Below are 20480 nucleotides of genomic sequence, written 5' to 3' on the forward strand. Positions count from 1 at the left end.
TGCCGCCGGAGAAATCGCCGGCACGGAAGGCCGGCACCATGTCGTTTTCGATGATCAGCTTGGTGTGCAGGTCGGTCAGCGTGCCTTCCAGCCCATAGCCGACTTCGATGCGCATCTTGCGGTCGTTCGGCGCCACCAGAAGCAGGACGCCGTTGTTCTCCTTCGCCTGGCCCAGTTTCCAGGCGCGGAACAGCCGGTTGGCGTAAGGCTCGATCTCCTCGCCGTCGAGGCTGGGGATGGTCGCGACGACGATCTGGTCGGACCCTTTGGTCTCGAACTCGGCAAGCTTCTGCGTCAGCGCCGCCTCGGTCGCGGCATCGATGATGCCGGCATTGTCGACGACCCGTCCGGTGAGGGTTGGCAGGTCGGCGGCGAAGGCGATGACAGGGAGGAGGAGGAGAAGGCTTTGGAAGACGAGCAGGAAGGCCAGGCAGGCGTTCTGTCGCGCCCCCCTCTGTCCTGCCGGACATCTCCCCCTCAAGGGGGGAGATCGGCTGTCACGGCTGTTTTCGCCAATCTCCAACGTTGCAGGATGGGCGGTGAGGCCAAAGCTGCCAATCTCCCCCCTTGAGGGGGAGATGCCCGGTAGGGCAGAGGGGGGCGCTACGGAGTGCAAGGCCAATAGGGACCACGCTCACCGGCTGTTCTTCACCCGCCTTGCGTGGTGTTGGTGCCGAAATCGACCTTCGGCGGCTGCATCTTATCCTCCTCGATGGTGAAATTCGCAAACGGCTGGTTGCCGCGGAACCAAAAGGTCGCCCAGATCACCGACGGGAAGGTCCTCAGCGTCAGATTGTACTCTCTCACTGCCTGGATATAGTCGCGGCGGGCGACCGTGATCCGGTTCTCGGTGCCTTCGAGTTGTGCTTGCAGCGCCAGAAAGTTCTGGTTGGCCTTGAGATCGGGATAGTTCTCCACCACCGCCAGCAGGCGCGACAGCGCGCTGGTCAGGCCGGCCTGGCTGTCCTGGAATTTCTTGAAGGCTTCCGGATTGTTCAGCGTTTCCGGCGTCACGGTCACCTGCGTCGCCTTGGCGCGCGCTTCGACCACGGCATCGAGCGTGTCCTTCTCGTGCGCGGCGTAGCCCTTGACCGTGTTGACCAGATTGGGGATGAGATCGGCGCGGCGCTGGTATTGATTCAACACCTCGCTCCATGCGGCTTTGGCGTTTTCCTCAGCCGTCGGAATGGTGTTGTAGCCGCAGCCGGCAAGCAGCGGCAGCATGACGGCCATGACCAGGAACGCAGCTAGATTACGAAAGATTGGCGGCGAAGAAAGGCGCTGGGCAAGCATGATAAGTCCCCTCGATAGCATTGGCAGGCGAAGCATTAGCACAATCCTTGCGTAAGAAAATGACTTCGGCCGAGAAGTGTTACTGGTTTCTGCCATTCGCCGTCGGGCCCTGTGACAGACGAGGCGAACGGGTTAAGCTCGGCATAAAACGGGACATCACCATGGCGAAACGCCACGACAGCGACGCGGAATCGCGCCGCATCATCGAACGGGTGGCGCGCGAGACCGACCCGGGGGGCACCTCGTTCCTTGCACGAACCACTAAAGGCGCGCGCGACCACGTCACCGCGGCCGATGCCGACCGGTCGGACCCGATCGAATATTGGGGCACCCGCATCGGTCGGGCAGCGGGCTTGCTTATTGCCATCGGCCTGTTGATCTGGCTCGTGCTTTTCGTCACCAGGGGCAGTTAGGAAAATCAATGAGTGCCGAAAAAACCGAGGCGCCGCGCGCGGTCATCGTCGTCTCCAGCCATGTCGCCCGTGGCTCGGTCGGCAACCGTGCCGCTGTCTTTGCGCTGGAGACGCTCGGCTTTCCGGTTTGGGCGGTACCGACCGTCATCCTGCCCTGGCATCCGGGCCATGGCCGGGCCACCCGCATCGTGCCGCCGCTAGACCAGTTCAAGGCGCTGATGGCCGACCTTGAGCGCGCGCCGTGGCTGGGCGAGGTCGGCGCCGTGCTGTCCGGCTATCTCGGCGAGGCTGGCCAGGCCGAAGCCGTCGCTTCGCTGGTCGGCGCAGTGAAGGCGAAGACGCCGGACGCCCTCTATATCTGCGATCCGGTGATGGGCGATTCGGGCGGGCTCTACGTACCTGAGCCGACCGCAATCGCCATGCGCGACCGGCTGATGCCGATCGCCGATATCGCCACGCCCAACCGCTACGAGCTGGAATGGATGGCCGGAGCGCCGCTGCCAGACCTGAAATCGGCAATGGCTGCGGCCCTGCAGGCCGGCCCACCGGCCATGCTGGTCACATCGGCGCCGGCGATGATGGCCGGCGGCACCGGCAATTTACTGCTTGCCGGCAGAGAGGCACTGCTTGCCGAACACCGGCTCATCGACAAGCCGCCGAATGGGCTCGGCGACCTGACGGCGGCCGTCTACCTGGCGCGGATCCTGTCCGGCCAGCCGGCCGCCAAGGCGCTGCAATCGACCACGGCGGCGGTCTACGAGATCCTGGCGCGGACCGCCAAGCGCGGCGGCGACGAGTTGCAGCTCGAGACCGATGCCCAGAGCCTGTCGCACCCGATGGCGATGGTGCAGCTTCGCCATCTCCTGCATCCGGAACGGGACCGCCGGGCGTGACGCAGGCCGAAGACGCCGTGCCCCAGGATGATGCGCCCAAGGATGTTGCGCCCGACGATGTTATGCCCTGGGGTGTTGTGCTTGTCGGCGTCGACGGTTGCAAGGCCGGCTGGATAGCCGTCCGCCGCGATCCCGGTGCGGCACCGTCGACAGCCGTTTTCCCAAGCTTCGCGGCGTTGCTCGACCGACTGCCCGCCGACTCGTTGGTAGCGGTCGATATGCCAATCGGCCTGCCCGATTTCTCCCAAAGAGGCGGTCGCGGCCCGGAGGCGCTGGTGCGGCCGCTGCTTGGGGCCCGGCAGTCCAGTGTCTTTGCCATCCCCTCCCGCGCCGCGCTCTATGCGGAGATCGAAGCCTTCACCACGGTCGAAGCCTGGTACGCCGCACATTGCAAGGCAAGCGAGGTAGCCAAAACAACCTCAGATCCGCCGCGCGGCGTCTCGATCCAGGCCTTCGGCATCTTCGCCAAGATCCGTGAGATCGATTCGCTGCTGATCGCGCGGCCCGAACTGCGCAGCCGCGTCTTCGAATCGCATCCGGAAGTTGCCTTCAGCAAACTGAACGGCGACCGCGCTATGCGCCTGCCGAAGAAGATCAGGGGCAACATCAATCCGGCCGGCATGGCCGAACGCAAGGCGCTGCTTGCCCGGCATGGCTATAGCCAGGATTTTCTCGACCAGACGCCGCCGCGCGGCGCGGCCGCCGACGATTTCCTCGACGCCGCGGCGATGATGGTGGTTGCCGGACGCATCGTCAGAGGCGAGGCAATGCCGTTTCCGGATCCGCCGCTCGCCGATCGTTTCGGCATTCCGGTCGCCATCTGGGCCTGAGGACCAGGGCGTCAGGAGCGTGATCTGAGCGCCTCGTTGAGTGCCCACATATCCTTCTCCTCGGGCGCGGTCTCCAATCCGAGCACGGGAACTTGCTTGCGCAAATGGTCGTGGTGGGTGCGCACGCCATATTCGAGATCGGAGAGGTAAAAACCTCCGAAGGCTTCGGACAGCATGGATTCGTTGGACCATATCGAAAGCTGTACATCCTCGGCCAGCGTGTCGCGGTCGATGCGGTAGGATAGGTAGCGGGCTGCCGCCTGTCGCCTGGTCTCGTCGCTATAGCGGTAGATGGCGCCGCGCAGCAGCGTCTCACCCGTCGACAGCGGAAATTCCTGATAGAACTGCACCGATTCCGGCATGATCGACAGCGCGTTGTTCGGGAAGATGCCGTAGTAGATCCAGGCCTTGCGCAGGTGTTCCGGCAGGTGCTTCGCCTCGGGTGCGAGCTTGATATATTGCGCGACGCTCCAGCGCCGTCCGGCATACGGATTGTAGGTGGCGAACGAGCGCGACACGCCGTTGACGAACGGCTCGTCGAAATAGGTCGCACCGTAAAGGTCCTGCAGCGCCGGATGCGCCATGGCGACGTGGTAGCCTTCATTGTCGACATCGCGCACCGATTTCCAGTTGACCGGCGTCTTTTGGGTCCAGATGCCCCAGGACGGCACCATCTCGGCGACGCCGTAATGGGCAATCTCGGCTTCGATCGGCTTCAACAGCTCGGCCACCGATGGCTGCGGCCCACCCTTGCGGAAACGGATGAAGATGAAGCCCATCCAGATTTCGAGCTCGAGCGGCATCAGGCCGAATTCGGTCTTGTCGAGGTCGGGGAAGGAACGGGGGCGGGCAGCACCGCGCAGCGTGCCGTCGAGATTGTAGACCCAGCCATGAAAGGGGCAGACCAGCGCATTCTTGCAAGTGCCCTGGCTGTCGGCAACGACGCGACTGCCGCGGTGGCGGCACATATTGTTGAAGGCGCGCACAACGCCATCCTTGCCGCGCACGATCAGCGCCCGCTCGCCGACCACATCCATCGTCAGATAGTCGCCGGCGTTCGGCACGTCGCAGACATGGCCGGCGATCTGCCAATGGTTGCGGAAGACGTGCTCTTTCTCGAGTTCGAGCAAGGCGTCGGAATGATAGCTCCAGCCCGGCAGCCCCCGCCGATCCCAATCGTTGGGGATTGCCACGTCACGCAGATGCGGGTTCATAAAAGGCTCTTTATTTATTGAATGCTCGTTCAATAAAAGCATATTTTCCGTTGAAATGCAATGGCTTGTGAAAATGGGGCGAATTCTTGACGGGAAATCGAGCGGGATTCGAGAACCCAGTCCGAACGATCGAAGTCGGGAAAATCCCGGGAATTCCAGACGTTAATCCCCTTACACGTGTTGAGCGCCCGACGCTCTGTGGGCCTGGAAAGGCGACGTGGATCTGGTGCCGTGGGTAGCGGAAAACGAGAATGCCACCGGTGCTGCCAGCTACGCCGGATCGATTTGCCCAGGAATGGCCGCGGGCTTGGTTTCATGCCGGTTACACAATCGTTAATCCATCATCGTTGGCCGGTTACAAGGTGCGATTAAGTTCGTTTCAACAGAGAAAAGAAGAAGACTGAAGGAAACGACGATGCGTACGAAAATCCAGATCACCGATACCGACCTTCGCCAGCAGGGTCCCCAGCGTAACGACCGGCGCCCGAAGCTGGCGCTGCGCCAGCGCGCCAGTGATCATCCGATGGCGATGTTCACGCTGCTGGCGGCTGCCGCATTTGCCGGCATGGCGTTGACGCCGACCGTCGGTCCGGCCTTCGCCTCACTGAACCCGCCGGCCAACCTCATCAATGGCGCGACAACCACCACCAAGACGGCGCGCCTGCCGATGCCGGAGATCGATTTTGCCTGCAAGGGGCAGGCCTGGGGCGCCGAGAGCCTGGACTGCCTGCGCGTCATCGCCGCCCAGTCGGGCAAGGCACGGCCGGTCCGCATGATCGCCAATGCCGCCCCGCTGGCTGATACGCCGAACGTTTTTTGATTTTTTTGCGAGCGCCCTCCAGCACTCCAGTCAGGCTCCCGCCGCAATGTCGGCCGGGAGCCTTTTTCTTCCGGGGCGAGATCGCGGAGTCTAGCCGCCCAGAGCGGCCTGCTCGGCAATGGCCGAGAGCACGCCGCGCACATCCAGCGTGCTGAACGGTTTTTCGAGGATCGGCGGTCGCTGCTGCGCCGACAGCGCTTCGATCTCGCCTTTCGCGCCGATCAGATCGCCGGTGACAAGCACGAAGCGCCGTGCCAGACCCGGCATTTCGGCGAGTAGCTCGCGATAGGCGGCTATGCCGCTGGTGCCGGGCATGCGCAAATCGGAAAACACGATGTCCGGCGGCACATGGCCGCTCAGCGTCGCGGCGGCCGAGACCCAGGCCGGCACGACCCGCGACTTGATGCCCATCAGCTCCAGAATATCGGACAGCGACGCGGCGACATCCGGCTCATCGTCTATGATCAGCGCGTGACGCAAGCCGCTGGACCGCGACGGAGCTTCGCCGGCGGCGGCCGCGCCGGCAGCGATCGCCGGCAGCTGCACAACAAAACGCACACCTCTCGGCGAAACCTCCTCGAACCAGATATTGCCATTGTGCCGCTCGATGATCGATTTCGAGATCGACAGGCCGATGCCGGTACCGACACCGACCGGCTTGGTGGTGAAATAGGATTCGAATATGCGTGAGCGTATCGCTTCCGGCACGCCTGGCCCGTTGTCCTCGACCGAGAATCCGGGATTGCCGCGGTCGCTGCGAAACGTCCGGACCTTGATCCGGCGGTCGCCGGCAACGCCGACCAAGGCGTGCTGGCTGTTGATGAGGAAGTTGGCGGCCACCTGCGTCACGTGGTCGGCATCGGCCATGGCCAGCAACGGGCCGCTGGCGAAATCGGTGTCGATGATGATGCCGCTCGACCGTGCACCATAGGCGGTCACTTCGAGTGCGGCGCGGATCACCTGGTTGAGGTCGGTTTCGGCTTGTGCGGCCGGGTGCAGGCGGACCATCGACAGGAAGCTCTTGACGATACGGCCGCAGCGCTCGGCAGCGGCGCGCACCTTTTCGGCGCGCACCTTGGTCTGCGGATCGGCGGCGAATTCGTGCAGCAGCGTCGACTGGGCGACAACCACGGCCAGCGGATTGTTGAGCTCGTGCGAAACGCCGGCAAGCAGCGAGCCCATTGCCGCCATCTTCTCGTTCTGGTGCAGTTTTTCGCGCTGGCGGTTGATTTCCTCCTCGGCCCGCAACTTGTCGCGCAGGTCGCGGATGGAGCCGAAGATCAGCTGGCGATCGGCGACCCGCATCTCGGTTGCCGTCAGCTCGATCGGAAAAACCTCGCCGGCGGCATTCTGGGTGACCGTTTCAAGCCGTTGGCCGACCATCGGCGCGCCGCGGCCCGACATGTATTCGGCACCCGACGCATAGCCCTTGCGGTAATATTCCGGCACGACCGTATCGAGCAGGTCCTTGCCGAGGATATCGCTGCGCCGATAGCCGAACATCTTTTCGGCGGCCGGATTGAATTCGATAATCGAGCCGGTCTCGTCGATGACGATGATGGCGTCGAGAGAGGCCTGCAGCATGGTGCGGCGAATGACGTCGCTGGCATGCGCGTCGGAGGGCGACCGTTCGATGGCATCGCCGATGGCGAGTGCCACCATGTGCAGCGCCGCCTCTTCCTGGTCGGTCCATTCGCGTTCGTGGATGCAGTCGTTGACCGCCAGCGTGCCCCACAAATTGCCGTGCGAAAAGACCGACACCGACAGGAACGACTTGATGTTCTGCTTTTCGAAATCCGTCCGCAGAAAGCCTTCGAGATCGCGTGTGTGCCCGGCGAAGATCTTGCCTTGACGCTCGTCCTCCGCCAGCCGTTCCAGCAATGGGTCCGAATCGACGACCGACTGCATGATGACGGTCGGCGACGCCAGCTCGCCGCCAAACCGGGGGGCGATCCAATAAGCGGCGACCGACTGGGCGAAGCCCTGGCCGGGCAGTTCGCGCAGGCGAAACAGGATGCCGCGGTGACAATCCATGGCTTCGCAAAGCGTCTGGAGAATACCCTCCATTTCGCGTTGCCAGTCGCCGGCTTCGCGCAGCCGGCGAACCACATGCACGGCCGCCATCGCCGCGCCCTGCCTGGCGCCCTGCATGTCCGCGCGTGTTGTTTCAGCCGTCATGGTCAGCCGTCATTTCCTGGCCGTGGCTTGCTCAAGCCGCCGGGCCCTAGTTGTTTTCCCCGACTGGCAGCGAGAAGATATAGCCTTCGCCGCGCACCGTGCGCAGGAATTTCGGATTGGCCGGATCCGCCTCGATCTTCTTTCTCAGCCGCATGATGCGGATGTCGACGGCGCGGGACGACTCCGGGTCCTCGACGAAACCGATCGCCTCGGAGATCGCCGCCCGCGTCAACAGCCGGTTGGCGCGCGTCAGGAACACCTCCAGCACGTCGAACTCGCTCTTGGCCATGTCGATGACCGCGCCGTTGGCGCCGGTGACGAGCCTGCCGTCGAGATCGGCGTGAAAGGGTCCGAAGCTCACGGACCGGCGGCCGCCGGATGTTTCAGCCTTGGCCTTTTGTGGCTCGGTCGGCTCAGGAACGCGACGCAGCACGCTGCGCACCCTGGCCAGCACTTCGCGCAATTCGTAAGGCTTGACGATGTAATCGTCAGCGCCGAGCTCCAGTCCGACGATGCGGTCGAGCGCGGTACCGGCGGCCGTCGCATAGATGATGCCGATCGGCATTTTCGACCGCATCCAGCGGCCGAGCGACAGGCCGTCCTCGCCCGGCATGGCAATGTCGAGAATGGCCAGATGGAAGGACTGGGTTTCCAAAAGGTCGCGCGCCGCCGCCGCGCTTTCGGCCGTGGCCACATCATAGCCGCTGGCACCGAGATACTCGGCGACCGCATCCCTCAGGTCGGGCTCGTCCTCGACAATGACAATTCGTGCCCGCACGATGCTTTCGCTCCCGCTTTCAGCGGAAAGTAGATTGGGTATAAACATGATGTCCAGCACTCTTCTTGGATTGCCGTATGCGGGGTAGAAAATCATGGCTGCACGATCCGTTATCGCGCTTGTTTCCGTCGCTGAAGTAGTTGCGACCGATCTCGCCGATCATCTCGAGCGGCGCGGTCATGACGTCCGCGCGGCGCGACAGCCGTGGGAGGCCGAATCGCTGCTTTCGGAAAAGGGTATCGATGTCGTGGTTGTCGGCGACAGCGTCAGCCAGGCGGAGGGGCGCGACCTGCTCAGGCGACACGGCGGCGAAGGTGGACCGGATTTCATCCTGATCTGCCGCCCGGCCGATCTGGTCGACAAGGTTCTGGCGCTCGAACTCGGCGCCGCCGACGTCGTCGAAAGCCCGCTCAATGTCAGGGAGCTTGCCGCTCGCGTCGGCGGCCTTCTGGCTCGGCGCGGCAGGAGCGCCGGGGAACTGATCGTGCTGGAGAACGCGACCGTCGATCTCCGATCGGCCATCGTCATGCACCGCTCGGGAACGGAAGAACAGCTGTCCCCCGGGCAGGTGGCGCTGCTCAGGCTGTTCCTGGCCAGCCCGCGCAAGGTGCTGACGCGGGACGACATCATCGCCGCCGCGCCCGCCGAAAATGCCGAAGCCTTCGATCGGTCGATCGATTCGCGCATCGTGCGGCTGCGCCGCAAGCTCGATACCGAAACCATCACCACCATACGGGGTGCGGGCTACCGGTTCGATCCGCCCACGCAATTCGCCGATTGAAGGCAGGACGGCCACCCTTTTGTCTTGAGCATCGGATTTTCCCAAAACCGGTTTCCACTTTGGGGTCCGATGCTCTTCAGCGCACCACGAGAAGCGACGGGCCGGACGGCATGTCACTGTTCGTGCTGACCTCGCCGGCATGGGCACGTTCCTTCAGCAGCACGGTGGCGAGGCCGGCAATGCCGAGCAGCCCCTGCACGTAGAGCAGGGCGGAAAGCACGGAAGCGGCGAATTTCGTTTTCATCCTGTTCGTTCCTCAAAATTGGAATTTACGGGCACTTCAGGGGAACCCCCGAAGCGCCCGCGCCGCCAGCGGAGCCCCCCGTTGCGGCGCGGGCCTTCGGTCCTCTCGGCTGCAAGTTGCCGGAGGCGCCGCGCATCCTCAACGGCCCTAAGCCGCCCCCGCCAGAGGGGCTTGAGCCGGTCGACGCGCAGGCTGGAAACTGTCCAGACCAATCCAGACCGTAGCGAAAACAGTGTTGGCTTCCGATCGTTCGTTGACCGCTGTTTTCGTTAGGTCAACTTTGCCTGTTCGCTGTATCCGGATCATGCCGCCGAGGCTGCGCTTTGTTGCAGCTCGGTTTCGGAGTCAGGTGAATTCCTATCAAACGAAAGGCAATCGCGTATTCGCGCCGCGGTTTGGCCGATCCGCCTAGGCAAACACGCCACCGTCATGACGACGTCGTGCAACTGCAAGCTGCTTTGCACGGACCTTTTCTGTTAACCAGGGGAAACAGAATCGAAACACAAACGAGCACGTAGCGAAATCGACTTGAAACATGACGCCCCGATAAGCCGGTCATCGAATTGAGCCGGCCCCGACCGGCAGAATAGGGGAGACATCATGTACACTGCCATTTCCGCCAAGCTCATCAACATCGCCGCCGCCCTCATCACCGGTACTGCCTTGCTTGTCAGTGCCGGCAACGGCGCAGCCCACGCCGCCGCCAACAAGATCGTCGCGCGTGTGTCGCTATCGCAGCAGACCATGGAAATCCTGGTCGACGGCCGGCCGACATTCGCCTGGAAGGTCTCGACCGGCGACAGGACGCACGTCACGCCGACCGGTTCGTTCAAGCCGACCCGCATGCATGAAATTTGGTATTCGAAGAAATACGACAACGCCCCGATGCCGCATTCGGTGTTCTTCAGCGGCGGCTACGCCGTACATGCGACAAGCGCCATCAAGCGCCTCGGCCAGCCAGCCTCGCATGGCTGCGTGCGTCTGCATCCGGACAACGCCGCCGATTTCTACCAGCTCGTCGAGGTCTTCGGCCCGGCCAACACCAGCATCGTCATCGTCAAGTGAGCGATGCTTCTCGTCGCCCCCAGGGGCCGGAAATTAGCGCAGTCTAATCCGGCATTACCGGCATCAGCTTCGGATCCGGCTTTTCGGCGTGATGCGGCAGGTCCTTGCTGGCGATAAAGGTGTAGAACATCGGCACCACGAACAGCGTGAACATGGTTCCGACCAGGATGCCGGTGAAGATCACCAAGCCCATCGAATAGCGTGCCGCCGCACCGGCGCCGCTGGAGATGATCAGCGGCACCACGCCGAGCGCCATCGCCGCCGTCGTCATCAGGATCGGCCGTAGCCGCACCTTGGCCGAGGCGATGATCGCATCACGCCGCCGCATGCCGTGCATTTCACGCTGCTGGTTGGCGAACTCGACCAGAAGGATGCCGTGCTTGGTGATCAGGCCGATCAGCGTGATCAAGCCGACCTGGGTGTAGATGTTGAGCGTGCCGAGCCCAATATTAAGCGGCACGATCGCGCCGAAGATCGACAGCGGCACCGCCATCATGATGATCAGCGGATCGCGGAAACTTTCGAATTGCGCCGCCAGCACCAGATAGATGACGAGCACCGCCGCCGCGAAGGCGATGATGATCGTGTAGCCCTGTTCCTTCTCCTGCCGCGATTGACCGGTATAGTCGATGAAGAAGGTGTCGGGCAGGCTTTGCTTGGCAATGTCCTCGATCGCCTGTAGCCCATCCCCGGTGGTGATGCCGGGCCGCGGCAAGGCAGAGATCGTCGCCGAGTTGAGCTGGTTGAACTGCTCGATGGCGGCCGGCGACGCGTTGGTCGAGATCTTCACCACCGCCGAGAGCGGCACCATCTCGCCCGATACGCTGCGCACGAAATACTCGCCCAGTTTTTCGGGATTGTCGCGGAATTGCTGCGGCACCTGCGGAATGATGTCGTAGCTATTGGATTCGCGGTCGAATTGCGCCACTTCGGCGCCACCGACCAGGAGCGTCAGCGTCCGGCCGATGTCGGCTATCGGCAGGTTGAGCGCGGCGGCGCGATCGCGGTCAATCGTCACTGTCACTTGCGGCGCGTCGAAGGTCATCGAATTCTGCACGACGATGAAGCGGCCGGAGGCCTGCGCCTTGTTCTTGATGTCTTCGGCCGCCTCGTACACCTGCGAGGCGTCGCCGGTCGAGCGCACGACCATCGTTATCGGCAGGCCGCCGCCGGAGCCGGGCAGCGTCGGCGGCGCGAAGACGAAAGCTTCGACGCCCGCCACCTTGCTCAGGCGGGCCGTAATGTCTTGCTGGATTTCCTTCGAGTTGCGCGTGCGGTCAGCCCAGTCCTTGAACGCAAAGCCGACGAAAGCGCTGTTCGTCTGGCCACCACCGAAGGCGACCGCGGAGAACTGTGCCCGCGTCTCAGGCAGATCCTTGACCAGGCCGAGTATCTGATTGACGTAGGTTTCGGTATAGTCCGACGTCGCGTACCGCGGCGCGGTCACCAGCGAAAGCAGGAAACCCTGGTCCTCTTCCGGCGCCAGTTCGCTCGCGGTCTTGGTGAACATGAAACCGGTCGTGGCGACCAGCGCGAGGACGATCATCAGCGTCACCGGGCGATAGTTCAACGAACCGGTGACGAGCCGCTCATAGATGTGTTCGACGCGCCCGAACGTATTGTCGACAATGCGCTGGAAGCGGCTGTGCGAGCCGGACCTCAGGATACGTGCCGACATCATCGGTGTGATGGTGAGGGCGACGACACCCGAAAGCACCACCGAGCCGGCAAGCGTCACCGCGAATTCGCGAAATAGTGCGCCTGTCAGGCCGCCGGTGAAGGCCAGCGGCGCGAACACGGCGGCCAATGTTATCGTCATGGCGACGACGGCGGACGAGATCTCGCGCATGCCGTTGAACGCCGCCTGCATCGGCGACAAGCCGTCTTCCTCCATATGGCGGTGGATGTTTTCCACCACCACGATGGCATCGTCGACGACAAGTCCGATCGCCAGCACCATGGCCAGCAACGACAAAAGATTGATCGAATAGCCCACTGAAAACAGCAGGAAACAGACGCCGATCAGCGACAGCGGAATGGTCACGATCGGCATCAGCACCGAGCGGAACGAGCCGAGGAAGAGCAGGATGACGACGATGACGATGGCGACCGCCTCGCCGATGGTCTTGAATACCTCCTCGATCGACGCGCTGATCTGCTCGGTTGAGTCGTAGACGATCTCCATCGTCATGCCGAGCGGCAGCGTCTCCTGAATGGTCGGCACAATCTTGTGGATTGCCGCCGCGGTGGTCAGCGGATTGGCGGCCGGCGTCGGAAAGATAGCGAGAAAGATGCCGGGCTTGCCGTTGAAGCTGACCCTGGTGTCGGTGTTCGCCGCGGCGAGTTCGACGCGGGCCACGTCGCGCAGTCTCACCACATTGCCGTCTTTCGAGCGGAGCGGAAGGGCAGCGAAAGCCTCCGGGGTCTGCAGCGTCGAGCGAACGGTGATCGAGGAAACCACATATTCGTTTTCGGTGTCGCCGGGCGCGGAAAGGAAATTCGATTCGTTGATGGCGGCCAGCACTTCCGCCGCCGTCACGCCGCGCGCCGCCAGTTTGATCGGGTCGATCCAGACCCGCATCGAATATTCGGCTGCGCCGAAGATCTGCACGTCGGCGACGCCTTCGACCGTCGAGATACGCGGCCGCACGACGCGCTCGATATATTCGGTGAGCTGTTCCGGCGTCATGTTCGGGTTCTGCATCGAGATGTACATCATCGCGAACTGCTGGCCGGTGCCCTTGACGATCACCGGGTCCTTGGTTTCGTCCGGCAGATCGCCGCGAACGCTCTGCACCTTCGACAAGACTTCGTTCAGCGCGACGTCGGGGTCGGAGCCGAGTTTCATCTGCACTGTCACGGTGCTGGATGACGGCCGGCTCGCCGACGTGACATAGTCGATGTTTTCGGTCGACGCGACGGCACGCGCGATCGGCGCGGAAATGAACCCCTGGATCAGGTCGGCGCTGGCGCCGGGATAGGCAGTGGTGATGGTGATGGCCGTTTCTTCAACCTCTGGATACTGCCGGATCGAAAGGTTGAAGATGCCCTGAAAACCCAGAAGCAGGATCATGCAGGCAAGCACGGTCGAAAGGACCGGGCGGCGGATGAAGAGGTCGGAAAAGCTCATTGCTGGGCTGCCTGCTGGTTCCCTGGCTTGCTCGGATCGATCGTGTTGTCGACGGCAACGGACATTCCGTTGGAGAGCCGGTTCTGGCCGGCGGTAACGACTTCGTCGCCTGGCGCGATGCCCTCCAGAATCTCGACCAGGCCGGCGTTGCGGCGGCCTGGCTTGACGAACACCTGGGCTAGCACGAGCTGCGGCTTCTGTTCTTCCGCTGCCGGCTTGGCTTCCTCTGCCGGTTTGGCTGGGGTAGCAGCCGACTTTTCGTCGGGTTTTGCCGCGGGTGCTTCGGCTGCGGGCTTGGCAGCATCTGCAGCCGGCTTTTCTTCCGGCTTTGCCTCGGGCGCCGCGCCGTTGGCTTCGGCGGATTTGGCCGGGCGCACTACGAAGACGAAGTCGCCGTACAGACTGGAGGTCAGCGCCGTCTGCGGCAGCGCCAGCACGTCGTTCTCCTCGGGCAGTTCGACGCGCACCTGGACGAACTGGCCGGGCGTCAGCTTGCCTTCGGGATTGCCGACCTCCGCCCTTACCGTCACCAGCCGGCTGGTCGGGTCGATCTTCGGATCGATACCGCGGATGCTGCCGGTGAACGGCATGTCGCCGCCGCCGACGCCCAACCGCACCGTCTGTCCGATCTTCAGCTGCGGAAGCTGCTGCTCCGGGACGGTGAAATCGACACGCATCGTGTCCATGTCCTGCAAGGTCACCACGGCGGTGCCGGGTGTGAGATACTGGCCAATGTCGATTTTCGGAATACCGACGGTACCCTTGAAAGGGGCCGTCAACTGCTTTTGGTCGAGCACCGCTTGCAGCTTGTTCACCTGCGCGGCGGAGACCGATGCTGCTGCCTGCGCTGTGTCGAGCGTAGCGTCGGTGCCGACCCCGCGCTTCTGCAGCTCAAGCGCGCGCATCAGCGTCGTCTGGTCGGAGGTGGCTTGCGCCTTCGATGCCACGAGGTCGGCTCGCTCGACTTCATCGTCGAGTTGCAGCAGCACGGCGTTGGCGGCGACCTTCTGATTGGCATGGAACAGGATGTCCTTGACGATGCCCGCGGTTTCGACCGTCAGGTCGACGCCGCGTACGGCACTGACAGTGCCGATCGCCTCGATGCCGGGCGTCCAGGACATCGGTTTGACGATGACCGTCGACACGGTCGCGGCCGGCGGCTTCATGGTGGCGAAGAACTGTTTGATCGCATTGTCGCGAAACAGGTTGAAGCCGACGATGCCGCCGCACACCAGCACGAGCAGAATGAAGGCGATGATGAAGCGCTTGATCACGAACAGTCCCCTCGGCCACGGCCCAGCATAACGGTCGGACGGCCGGAACACATACCTGTGACTGGTCCCAATTTCAAATGACGGCGATCTTACTGTACCGTCTGGACGGTCTTGTCAATTCCGCCTAAGCTAATGAATGGGGAACGCTTGATGAAGGCCCGCAGAGCAAATTCGCGCGAGAAGATTCTCGCCGCCGCCGCCGCCGTGGCGCGCGAGACGGGTCCTGGCAGCCTGTCGCTGGATGCGGTCGCCAGCCGTGCCGGCGTGTCGAAGGGTGGTCTTCTCTACAATTTCCCGACCAAGGCGAAATTGATGCAGGCGCTGGTCGAGGATTACCTGCGCGCCTTCGAGCAGGCGCTGGAGTCCGCCCGCACGGCCGGCGTCAACGGCGAAAGCCCGCTTGCAACTTACATCAAGCTGTCGGCCGAGCATGCCGAGGAATCGAAACCGTCGGCATCCTGGATATTTTCGGCGATTGCCGAGGATCCCGACTTCCTGACGCCGATAAAATCGTTCAGGCGGCAGGTGTTCGAGCGGCTGAAGGAGGAGACGCCGAATCTCAAGGCGCTGCTGGTCTGCTATCTCGCCATCGAAGGGCTTCGCAGCATGAACCTGTTCGGTTCGGACATTCTCTCCGTCGAAGAGCGCCGGCTGCTGATATCGACCCTGCTGGAGATCGCGGAATAGTCTAGGAATACGCCGGCTGGGTTCAGTTGCCTCGCTCGCTTCGATCGCCCGTTTGCGTCAACCCAAAGTGCCTGCCGTCACACAGGCTTCATCGTGCCGACATAGCGTCCTCCCATTCTTTGCTGCAAGGCACGAGGAGTGGGGTGTGGTCGATATTGTTTCAAGCGAAGCAGGAATTCCAAGGCCGGAGCATCCGCTTGACCGGCCAAACGGCACCGGTAAATGGTTTCTGCCGGCCTTTGCCGTCATCATTCTGGGCGGCCTTGCCTATGTCGGCTACGCGCTCAGCCAGGACCTGACCAGCACCGTCGCGGTGCCGTGGATCCTACTTGGGCTGGCGCTGCTGATCGCGCTCGGCTTCGAATTCGTCAACGGTTTTCACGACACTGCCAATGCGGTGGCAACGGTGATCTACACGCATTCCATGCCGGCCGAGCTTGCAGTGATGTGGTCCGGCTTCTTCAATTTCCTCGGCGTGCTCACCGCCAGCGGAGCAGTCGCCTTCGGCATCATTTCGCTGTTGCCGGTCGAGTTGATCCTTCAGGTCGGATCGAGCGCGGGGCTGGCCATGGTCTTCGCGCTGCTGGTCGCGGCGATCATGTGGAATCTCGGAACCTGGTATCTCGGCCTGCCTGCCTCGAGCTCGCACACACTGATCGGTTCGATCATCGGCGTCGGTCTCGCCAACCAGTTCATGGCCCCGGCCGGCTCCGTCACCAGCGGCGTCGACTGGTCGCAGGCGTCCAATGTCGGCCTGTCGCTCCTGATCTCGCCGCTGGTCGGTTTTGGCCTGGCTGCACTGCTGCTTCTGGTGATGAAGCTGCTGGTCAGGAACCGCGAGCTCTACGAGGCGCCCAAGTCGAGCGCGCCGCCGCCGCTGTGGATTCGGGCGCTGCTTATTTTCACCTGCACCGGCGTCAGCTTTGCCCACGGCTCCAATGACGGGCAAAAGGGCATGGGCCTCATCATGCTCATCCTGATCGGCGTCGTGCCGACCGCGTTCGCGCTCAACCGCACACCGGACGTGAACTATCTCGAAGCTTACAAATCGGCGGCGACGCAAGTCGAAACGGTACTCGGCAAATACGTCAAGCCCGGCGTCGTCGTGACTGACGCGGCGACCGCGGTCGGCGACGCCGTTCGCACCAAGACCTGGAAGGACGAGACCACGCCTGCCCTGCAGAGCTTCATCCACGACACCAGCGCCATGTTGTCGCCCTATCCGTCCGTGGAAAAGCTGCCGACAACGCTGGTCAGCAACGCCCGCAACAACATCTATCTTATCGGTGAAGCGCTGAAGCTGATCGACAAGAAGAAGCTGCTGCCGATGGAGGCAGACGACCTGAAGGCGGTGACGACCTACCATAAGGCGGTCGACAACGCGACGAAGTTCATCCCGCTCTGGGTCAAGGTCGCCATCGCGCTGGCGCTCGGCCTCGGCACCATGGTCGGCTGGAAGCGCATCGTCGTCACCGTCGGCGAGAAGATCGGCAAAAGCCATTTGACCTACGGTCAGGGTGCGTCCGCCGAGCTTGTCGCGATGGCGACGATCGCATCGGCCGACTATCTCGGCCTGCCGGTCTCAACCACCCATGTGCTGTCCTCGGGCGTTGCCGGCACCATGGCGGCGAACGGCTCGGGCCTGCAATGGTCGACGGTGCGCAACATGCTGATGGCCTGGATACTGACCCTTCCGGTCTCCATCTGTCTTGCCTTCGTGTTGTTCGTCATCTTCCGCCAGGTGTTCTGAGCGGGGGCAGGGTTTGACCAGAATGTCGCGGCACCGGCCCCGGCGCCGCCCTGATCACCTGAACGTGCATCGTTTCGGCGGCGGCCATGAATGACGCATCGCATCTGACATTGCTTGCCGCGGACGACCAGCATCATGCTCCCGGGCTGGTCTGGGCCTATCATGCCGCTCCCGGCAAAGCTCCCGAACCGCTGGCGCCCCGAGACATAGAGGCCGCGCTGGCCTCAGCGGGCGGCTGGGTCTGGCTGCATGTCGACCTTGTCGACCGGCGCGCCCATTCCTGGGTCAGCCATGCCTGCGCGCTGCCGGCGTCGGCTCATGCAATCCTCGAAGGACATGAGGACAGCCTAGTGCTGGCGCATGAGAATGGCGTCGTCCACGGCATTTCGGCCGATCTGCATGGCGAGATCACCCATCAGTCGACGACCATCGGCAGATTGCATTTTGCGGTCTCGGAACGGCTGCTGGTCACCGGCCGCCGGCATCCGCTGGCGGCAGTGGAGGAAGTGCACACGGCCCTTGCCGCGGGGCTGCGGCCGGCCACGGCATTCGAGCTGTTCGAAATGCTAGTCATGGCTTTTTGCAAGACCACCAGCCTGCGGCTCGCCGCGGCAACGAAGCGGCTGGATGCAGTCGAGGATCATCTCGTGACCGAGCGGCTTGCCGACGAAAAACGGCAGCTGAAGGATGTGCGCCGCCTTGCCGTATCCCTGCATCGGCCGATCTCGGCCCTGGCAGCGCTTTTCCAGGACGAAGACCGTTCCGCCTGGAACCTTTCCGCCGGCGCACATGAAGTTCTGCGCCGGCTTGCTGCGCGCCTTGAACGGCTCGACCGCGAGGTCGTCATGATCAACGACCGGGCAAGGCTGCTGCAGGAGGAGCTTGCGGCTGAGCTTGCCGACGAATCGAACCGTAGCCTCAAGGCGCTGGCGGTGATGAGCGCGCTGCTTTTGCCAGGAACCCTGATCGTCGGCATTTTCGGCATGAACACAGGCGGACTGCCATTTGCCGAGAGTCCCAGCGGCTTCTTCCTGGCGATGCTGCTGGCGGTTGGCGCGACCGGCCTGTTCTACTGGCTCCTACTGCGCGCCGGCGCCAATCTGCGGTTCTGAGGCCGATTAATGGCGGCGTTCGTTCACCTGTGTCAAAATACGGGCTGCCACCTCGAAACCACGCCATCCCGCCTTCCGAAAATCGGTTCCGATTTTCAGGCCGATGCGCTAGAGCCTTTCGGGATTGAACCGTGCCTTTAACCCGGAAAGGCTCCCACCGCTGCCCATGCCCCATCTTCCCGAGCATCTTCTCACCGGCTACCGCAATTTCATGAATGGCCGCTATCTCACCGAGAGCGGGCGTTATCGCTCGCTGGCGCGAGAGGGCCAGGCACCGGAAACGATGATCGTCGCCTGCTGCGATTCCCGTGCCGCGCCCGAAGCGATCTTCGATGCCGGGCCGGGCGAGCTGTTCGTGCTGCGCAATGTCGGCAATCTGGTGCCGCCCTATGCGCCAGACGATCAGTTCCACTCGACATCGGCGGCGCTCGAATTTGCCGTGCAGAGCCTCAAGGTCAAGAACATCGTGGTGATGGGCCACGGCCGCTGCGGCGGCATCCGCGCGGCGCTCGACACCACGGCCGCGCCGTTATCGCCGGGCGATTTCATCGGCAAGTGGATGAGCCTGATCGCGCCCGCGGCCGAGACCGTATCGTCCAGCACCTTCATGACCGCGACCGAGCGCCAGACGGCGCTGGAGCGCATCTCGATCCGCTATTCCATCGCCAATCTGCGTACCTTCCCTTGTGTTTCGATCCTCGAAGGCAAGGGGCGACTGTCGCTGCACGGTGCCTGGTTCGATATTTCGACCGGCGAGCTTTGGGTGATGAACAAGGAAACCGGCGATTTCGAGCGGCCGGAGACGGAGTAGGAGACGAGGCATGGTGCGAGCTCGGATCGCGTTCGCGGCGGCGGCACTGCTGTGCCCGATAACTGTCGCCCGCGCCGATGATAGCGCGATCATCGACCGCTGGTATTCGGCCCTGCTGATCGCCGACCGCACCGAATTGTCGGACCTGCTCGCCGACAACGTCCGCATCAAGCTCGACGACCTCGGCGTCGTGCAAAGCAAGCAGGAATTCATCGCCTCGATCGCCGAGTGGCAGGGCGCCGTCGCCGGGGCCGAAATCCGCCACCGGATCGAGAAGACGGAGGGCGGCGTCACCACTGTGATCGCCTGCTATGATTTTCCCAGCAACGACATGCTGATGCAGGAGACCTTTGCAGTCGCCAACGACCAGATCACCGCCAGTTCGCAAGCCGCGATCGCCGAAAACTGCGACGGCTACTGACGAAATTTGGTCTTGAGCTTCTCGGGGGATAGGCGCTGGAATTGCCGGCGTCAATTCGGACCTGTCCACGTCACGTGGTTACGCAGGTGGGAACGCCAATGCGACAAGCCATGCGGTCAATCCACTCACAACGACGGTCGCGCCCTGCAAAAGTGCACTATTATCGGAATTCGAAATCTTATGTGTTGGAGGGCAATGATGGGCAAGCAATTCAATCTTTTCCTGTCGCACAGAGATGAAATCGTTTTCAACCATGCCTTGTCCAAGGGTGTTGAGAATATAGTATTCGTCAAGCCGTCCATCGAAGATGGCGATACCCCCATTTTTTGGGAGCCCATCCGAGAAGAAGAACGGTCTTTTAAAAACAGAAGAGTTCTGATATCGTCAAAGGATTTTTTAAACAACATAGTCCTTGAGCGTGACGCTGAAAATAAATGTTTGCAAGTTAGTTCAAGATTATCTCCGGTAATTGAATATGATATAAATCTGTGGCGCGGCGATGTAATGTTGCCTGGCAGAATGTACTATAAATTAGACTGGGCGGAAGGCGATGTGAGGAAAGCATACGACGCATACTTTAGTCGTGTTTTCAAGTTGTCTAAATCTAACCTAAATAAAATTAGAAATAGTCACGGAAGCGTCATCTATCTCGGAAACGAAATGATGCCTGAATTTTACAACGAGACCATGGATTTTAGATTATTATAGATGGGAATTACCGTTACAGTGCACTTTTTGCTGCACTGCGCGCGAGTGGGCATCCTGGTTCGCATACGAGTCGTGGGC

20 protein-coding genes are annotated in these 20480 nt (G+C 62.4%); 12 read left to right on the forward strand and 8 right to left on the reverse strand.

The annotated features are described in order from the left end of the window. Positions 1–430 (reverse strand): TPM domain-containing protein (locus tag NKI47_RS26070; RefSeq protein WP_502897352.1); only part of this gene is annotated, 430 nt, incomplete at its 3' end. A 218-nt stretch (positions 431–648) separates the two neighbouring features. After that, positions 649–1293 (reverse strand): LemA family protein, encoded by a 645-nt coding sequence (locus NKI47_RS26075; protein ID WP_023678141.1) that lies wholly within the window; start codon positions 1291–1293, stop codon positions 649–651. A gap of 161 nt (positions 1294–1454) precedes the next feature. Between NKI47_RS26075 and NKI47_RS26080 the strand changes: the two genes are divergently transcribed. The 3 genes from NKI47_RS26080 to NKI47_RS26090 all read left to right on the forward strand — a co-directional run bounded on the left by NKI47_RS26080 (position 1455) and on the right by NKI47_RS26090 (position 3429). Next, positions 1455–1706 carry a hypothetical protein gene (locus NKI47_RS26080; protein ID WP_023678142.1) on the forward strand — a complete coding sequence of 84 codons (252 nt, stop codon included), beginning with the start codon at positions 1455–1457 and terminating at the stop codon, positions 1704–1706. A gap of 8 nt (positions 1707–1714) precedes the next feature. After that, entirely contained in the window at positions 1715–2599 is an 885-nt protein-coding gene (gene pdxY, locus NKI47_RS26085) for a pyridoxal kinase PdxY (protein ID WP_023678143.1), read from the forward strand. A 62-nt stretch (positions 2600–2661) separates the two neighbouring features. Beyond that, a complete protein-coding gene (locus NKI47_RS26090; RefSeq protein ID WP_352594145.1) occupies positions 2662–3429 on the forward strand; it encodes a DUF429 domain-containing protein in 768 nt (255 codons plus the stop codon). A gap of 11 nt (positions 3430–3440) precedes the next feature. On the opposite strand, the gene NKI47_RS26095 is transcribed toward NKI47_RS26090, so the two are convergent. Continuing rightward, positions 3441–4643, reverse strand: a complete 1203-nt coding sequence (locus tag NKI47_RS26095; protein ID WP_352594103.1) for an aromatic ring-hydroxylating oxygenase subunit alpha — start codon at positions 4641–4643, stop codon at positions 3441–3443. Between the two features lie 415 nt (positions 4644–5058). Here NKI47_RS26095 and NKI47_RS26100 point away from each other — a divergent pair, with 415 nt between their 5' ends. Beyond that, the gene (locus tag NKI47_RS26100; RefSeq protein WP_352594104.1) at positions 5059–5463 is read left to right on the forward strand and encodes a hypothetical protein; all 405 of its coding nucleotides are present in this window, start codon (positions 5059–5061) and stop codon (positions 5461–5463) included. Between the two features lie 90 nt (positions 5464–5553). Here NKI47_RS26100 and NKI47_RS26105 read toward each other — a convergent pair whose 3' ends face one another. Both NKI47_RS26105 and NKI47_RS26110 read right to left on the reverse strand, forming a co-directional pair. After that, a complete protein-coding gene (locus tag NKI47_RS26105) occupies positions 5554–7641 on the reverse strand; it encodes a PAS domain S-box protein (protein ID WP_352594105.1) in 2088 nt (695 codons plus the stop codon). Positions 7642–7687: 46 nt separating this feature from the next. Further along, on the reverse strand, positions 7688–8467 hold the full coding sequence (locus NKI47_RS26110) for a response regulator (protein ID WP_198023578.1): 780 nt from the start codon (positions 8465–8467) through the stop codon (positions 7688–7690). 46 nt (positions 8468–8513) lie between these two features. On the opposite strand from NKI47_RS26110, the gene NKI47_RS26115 reads away from it, so the two are divergent. Then, positions 8514–9200: a winged helix-turn-helix domain-containing protein gene (locus tag NKI47_RS26115; protein WP_352569491.1), complete on the forward strand. Its 687-nt coding sequence runs from the start codon at positions 8514–8516 to the stop codon at positions 9198–9200. A 76-nt stretch (positions 9201–9276) separates the two neighbouring features. On the opposite strand, the gene NKI47_RS26120 is transcribed toward NKI47_RS26115, so the two are convergent. Further along, positions 9277–9444, reverse strand: a complete 168-nt coding sequence (locus tag NKI47_RS26120; RefSeq protein ID WP_023721318.1) for a hypothetical protein — start codon at positions 9442–9444, stop codon at positions 9277–9279. A gap of 600 nt (positions 9445–10044) precedes the next feature. Here NKI47_RS26120 and NKI47_RS26125 point away from each other — a divergent pair. Then, positions 10045–10509 (forward strand): L,D-transpeptidase, encoded by a 465-nt coding sequence (locus NKI47_RS26125; protein WP_352569490.1) that lies wholly within the window; start codon positions 10045–10047, stop codon positions 10507–10509. A 43-nt stretch (positions 10510–10552) separates the two neighbouring features. On the opposite strand, the gene NKI47_RS26130 is transcribed toward NKI47_RS26125, so the two are convergent. Continuing rightward, the gene (locus NKI47_RS26130; protein ID WP_352569488.1) at positions 10553–13639 is read right to left on the reverse strand and encodes an efflux RND transporter permease subunit; all 3087 of its coding nucleotides are present in this window, start codon (positions 13637–13639) and stop codon (positions 10553–10555) included. Further along, positions 13636–14913 (reverse strand): efflux RND transporter periplasmic adaptor subunit, encoded by a 1278-nt coding sequence (locus NKI47_RS26135; protein ID WP_502897348.1) that lies wholly within the window; start codon positions 14911–14913, stop codon positions 13636–13638. Before NKI47_RS26135 ends, NKI47_RS26130 begins: the two co-directional genes overlap by 4 nt. A gap of 150 nt (positions 14914–15063) precedes the next feature. On the opposite strand from NKI47_RS26135, the gene NKI47_RS26140 reads away from it, so the two are divergent. The 6 genes from NKI47_RS26140 (at position 15064) to NKI47_RS26165 (ending at position 20402) form a co-directional block, all read left to right on the forward strand. Next, on the forward strand, positions 15064–15600 hold the full coding sequence (locus tag NKI47_RS26140; protein WP_352594106.1) for a TetR/AcrR family transcriptional regulator: 537 nt from the start codon (positions 15064–15066) through the stop codon (positions 15598–15600). Between the two features lie 145 nt (positions 15601–15745). Then, positions 15746–17350 carry an inorganic phosphate transporter gene (locus NKI47_RS26145; RefSeq protein WP_352594107.1) on the forward strand — a complete coding sequence of 535 codons (1605 nt, stop codon included), beginning with the start codon at positions 15746–15748 and terminating at the stop codon, positions 17348–17350. An 86-nt stretch (positions 17351–17436) separates the two neighbouring features. Further along, positions 17437–18462, forward strand: a complete 1026-nt coding sequence (locus NKI47_RS26150) for a transporter (protein WP_352594108.1) — start codon at positions 17437–17439, stop codon at positions 18460–18462. Positions 18463–18628: 166 nt separating this feature from the next. Further along, positions 18629–19273 carry a carbonic anhydrase gene (locus tag NKI47_RS26155; protein ID WP_352594109.1) on the forward strand — a complete coding sequence of 215 codons (645 nt, stop codon included), beginning with the start codon at positions 18629–18631 and terminating at the stop codon, positions 19271–19273. 10 nt (positions 19274–19283) lie between these two features. Further along, complete coding sequence (locus NKI47_RS26160; RefSeq protein ID WP_352470724.1) at positions 19284–19694, forward strand: nuclear transport factor 2 family protein; 411 nt, start codon at positions 19284–19286, stop codon at positions 19692–19694. Positions 19695–19892: 198 nt separating this feature from the next. Further along, positions 19893–20402 (forward strand): hypothetical protein, encoded by a 510-nt coding sequence (locus NKI47_RS26165; RefSeq protein WP_352594110.1) that lies wholly within the window; start codon positions 19893–19895, stop codon positions 20400–20402. The last annotated feature ends 78 nt before the right edge of the window (positions 20403–20480 follow it).

Source organism: Mesorhizobium sp. M0633, from assembly GCF_040320645.1.
Lineage (GTDB): Bacteria > Pseudomonadota > Alphaproteobacteria > Rhizobiales > Rhizobiaceae > Mesorhizobium.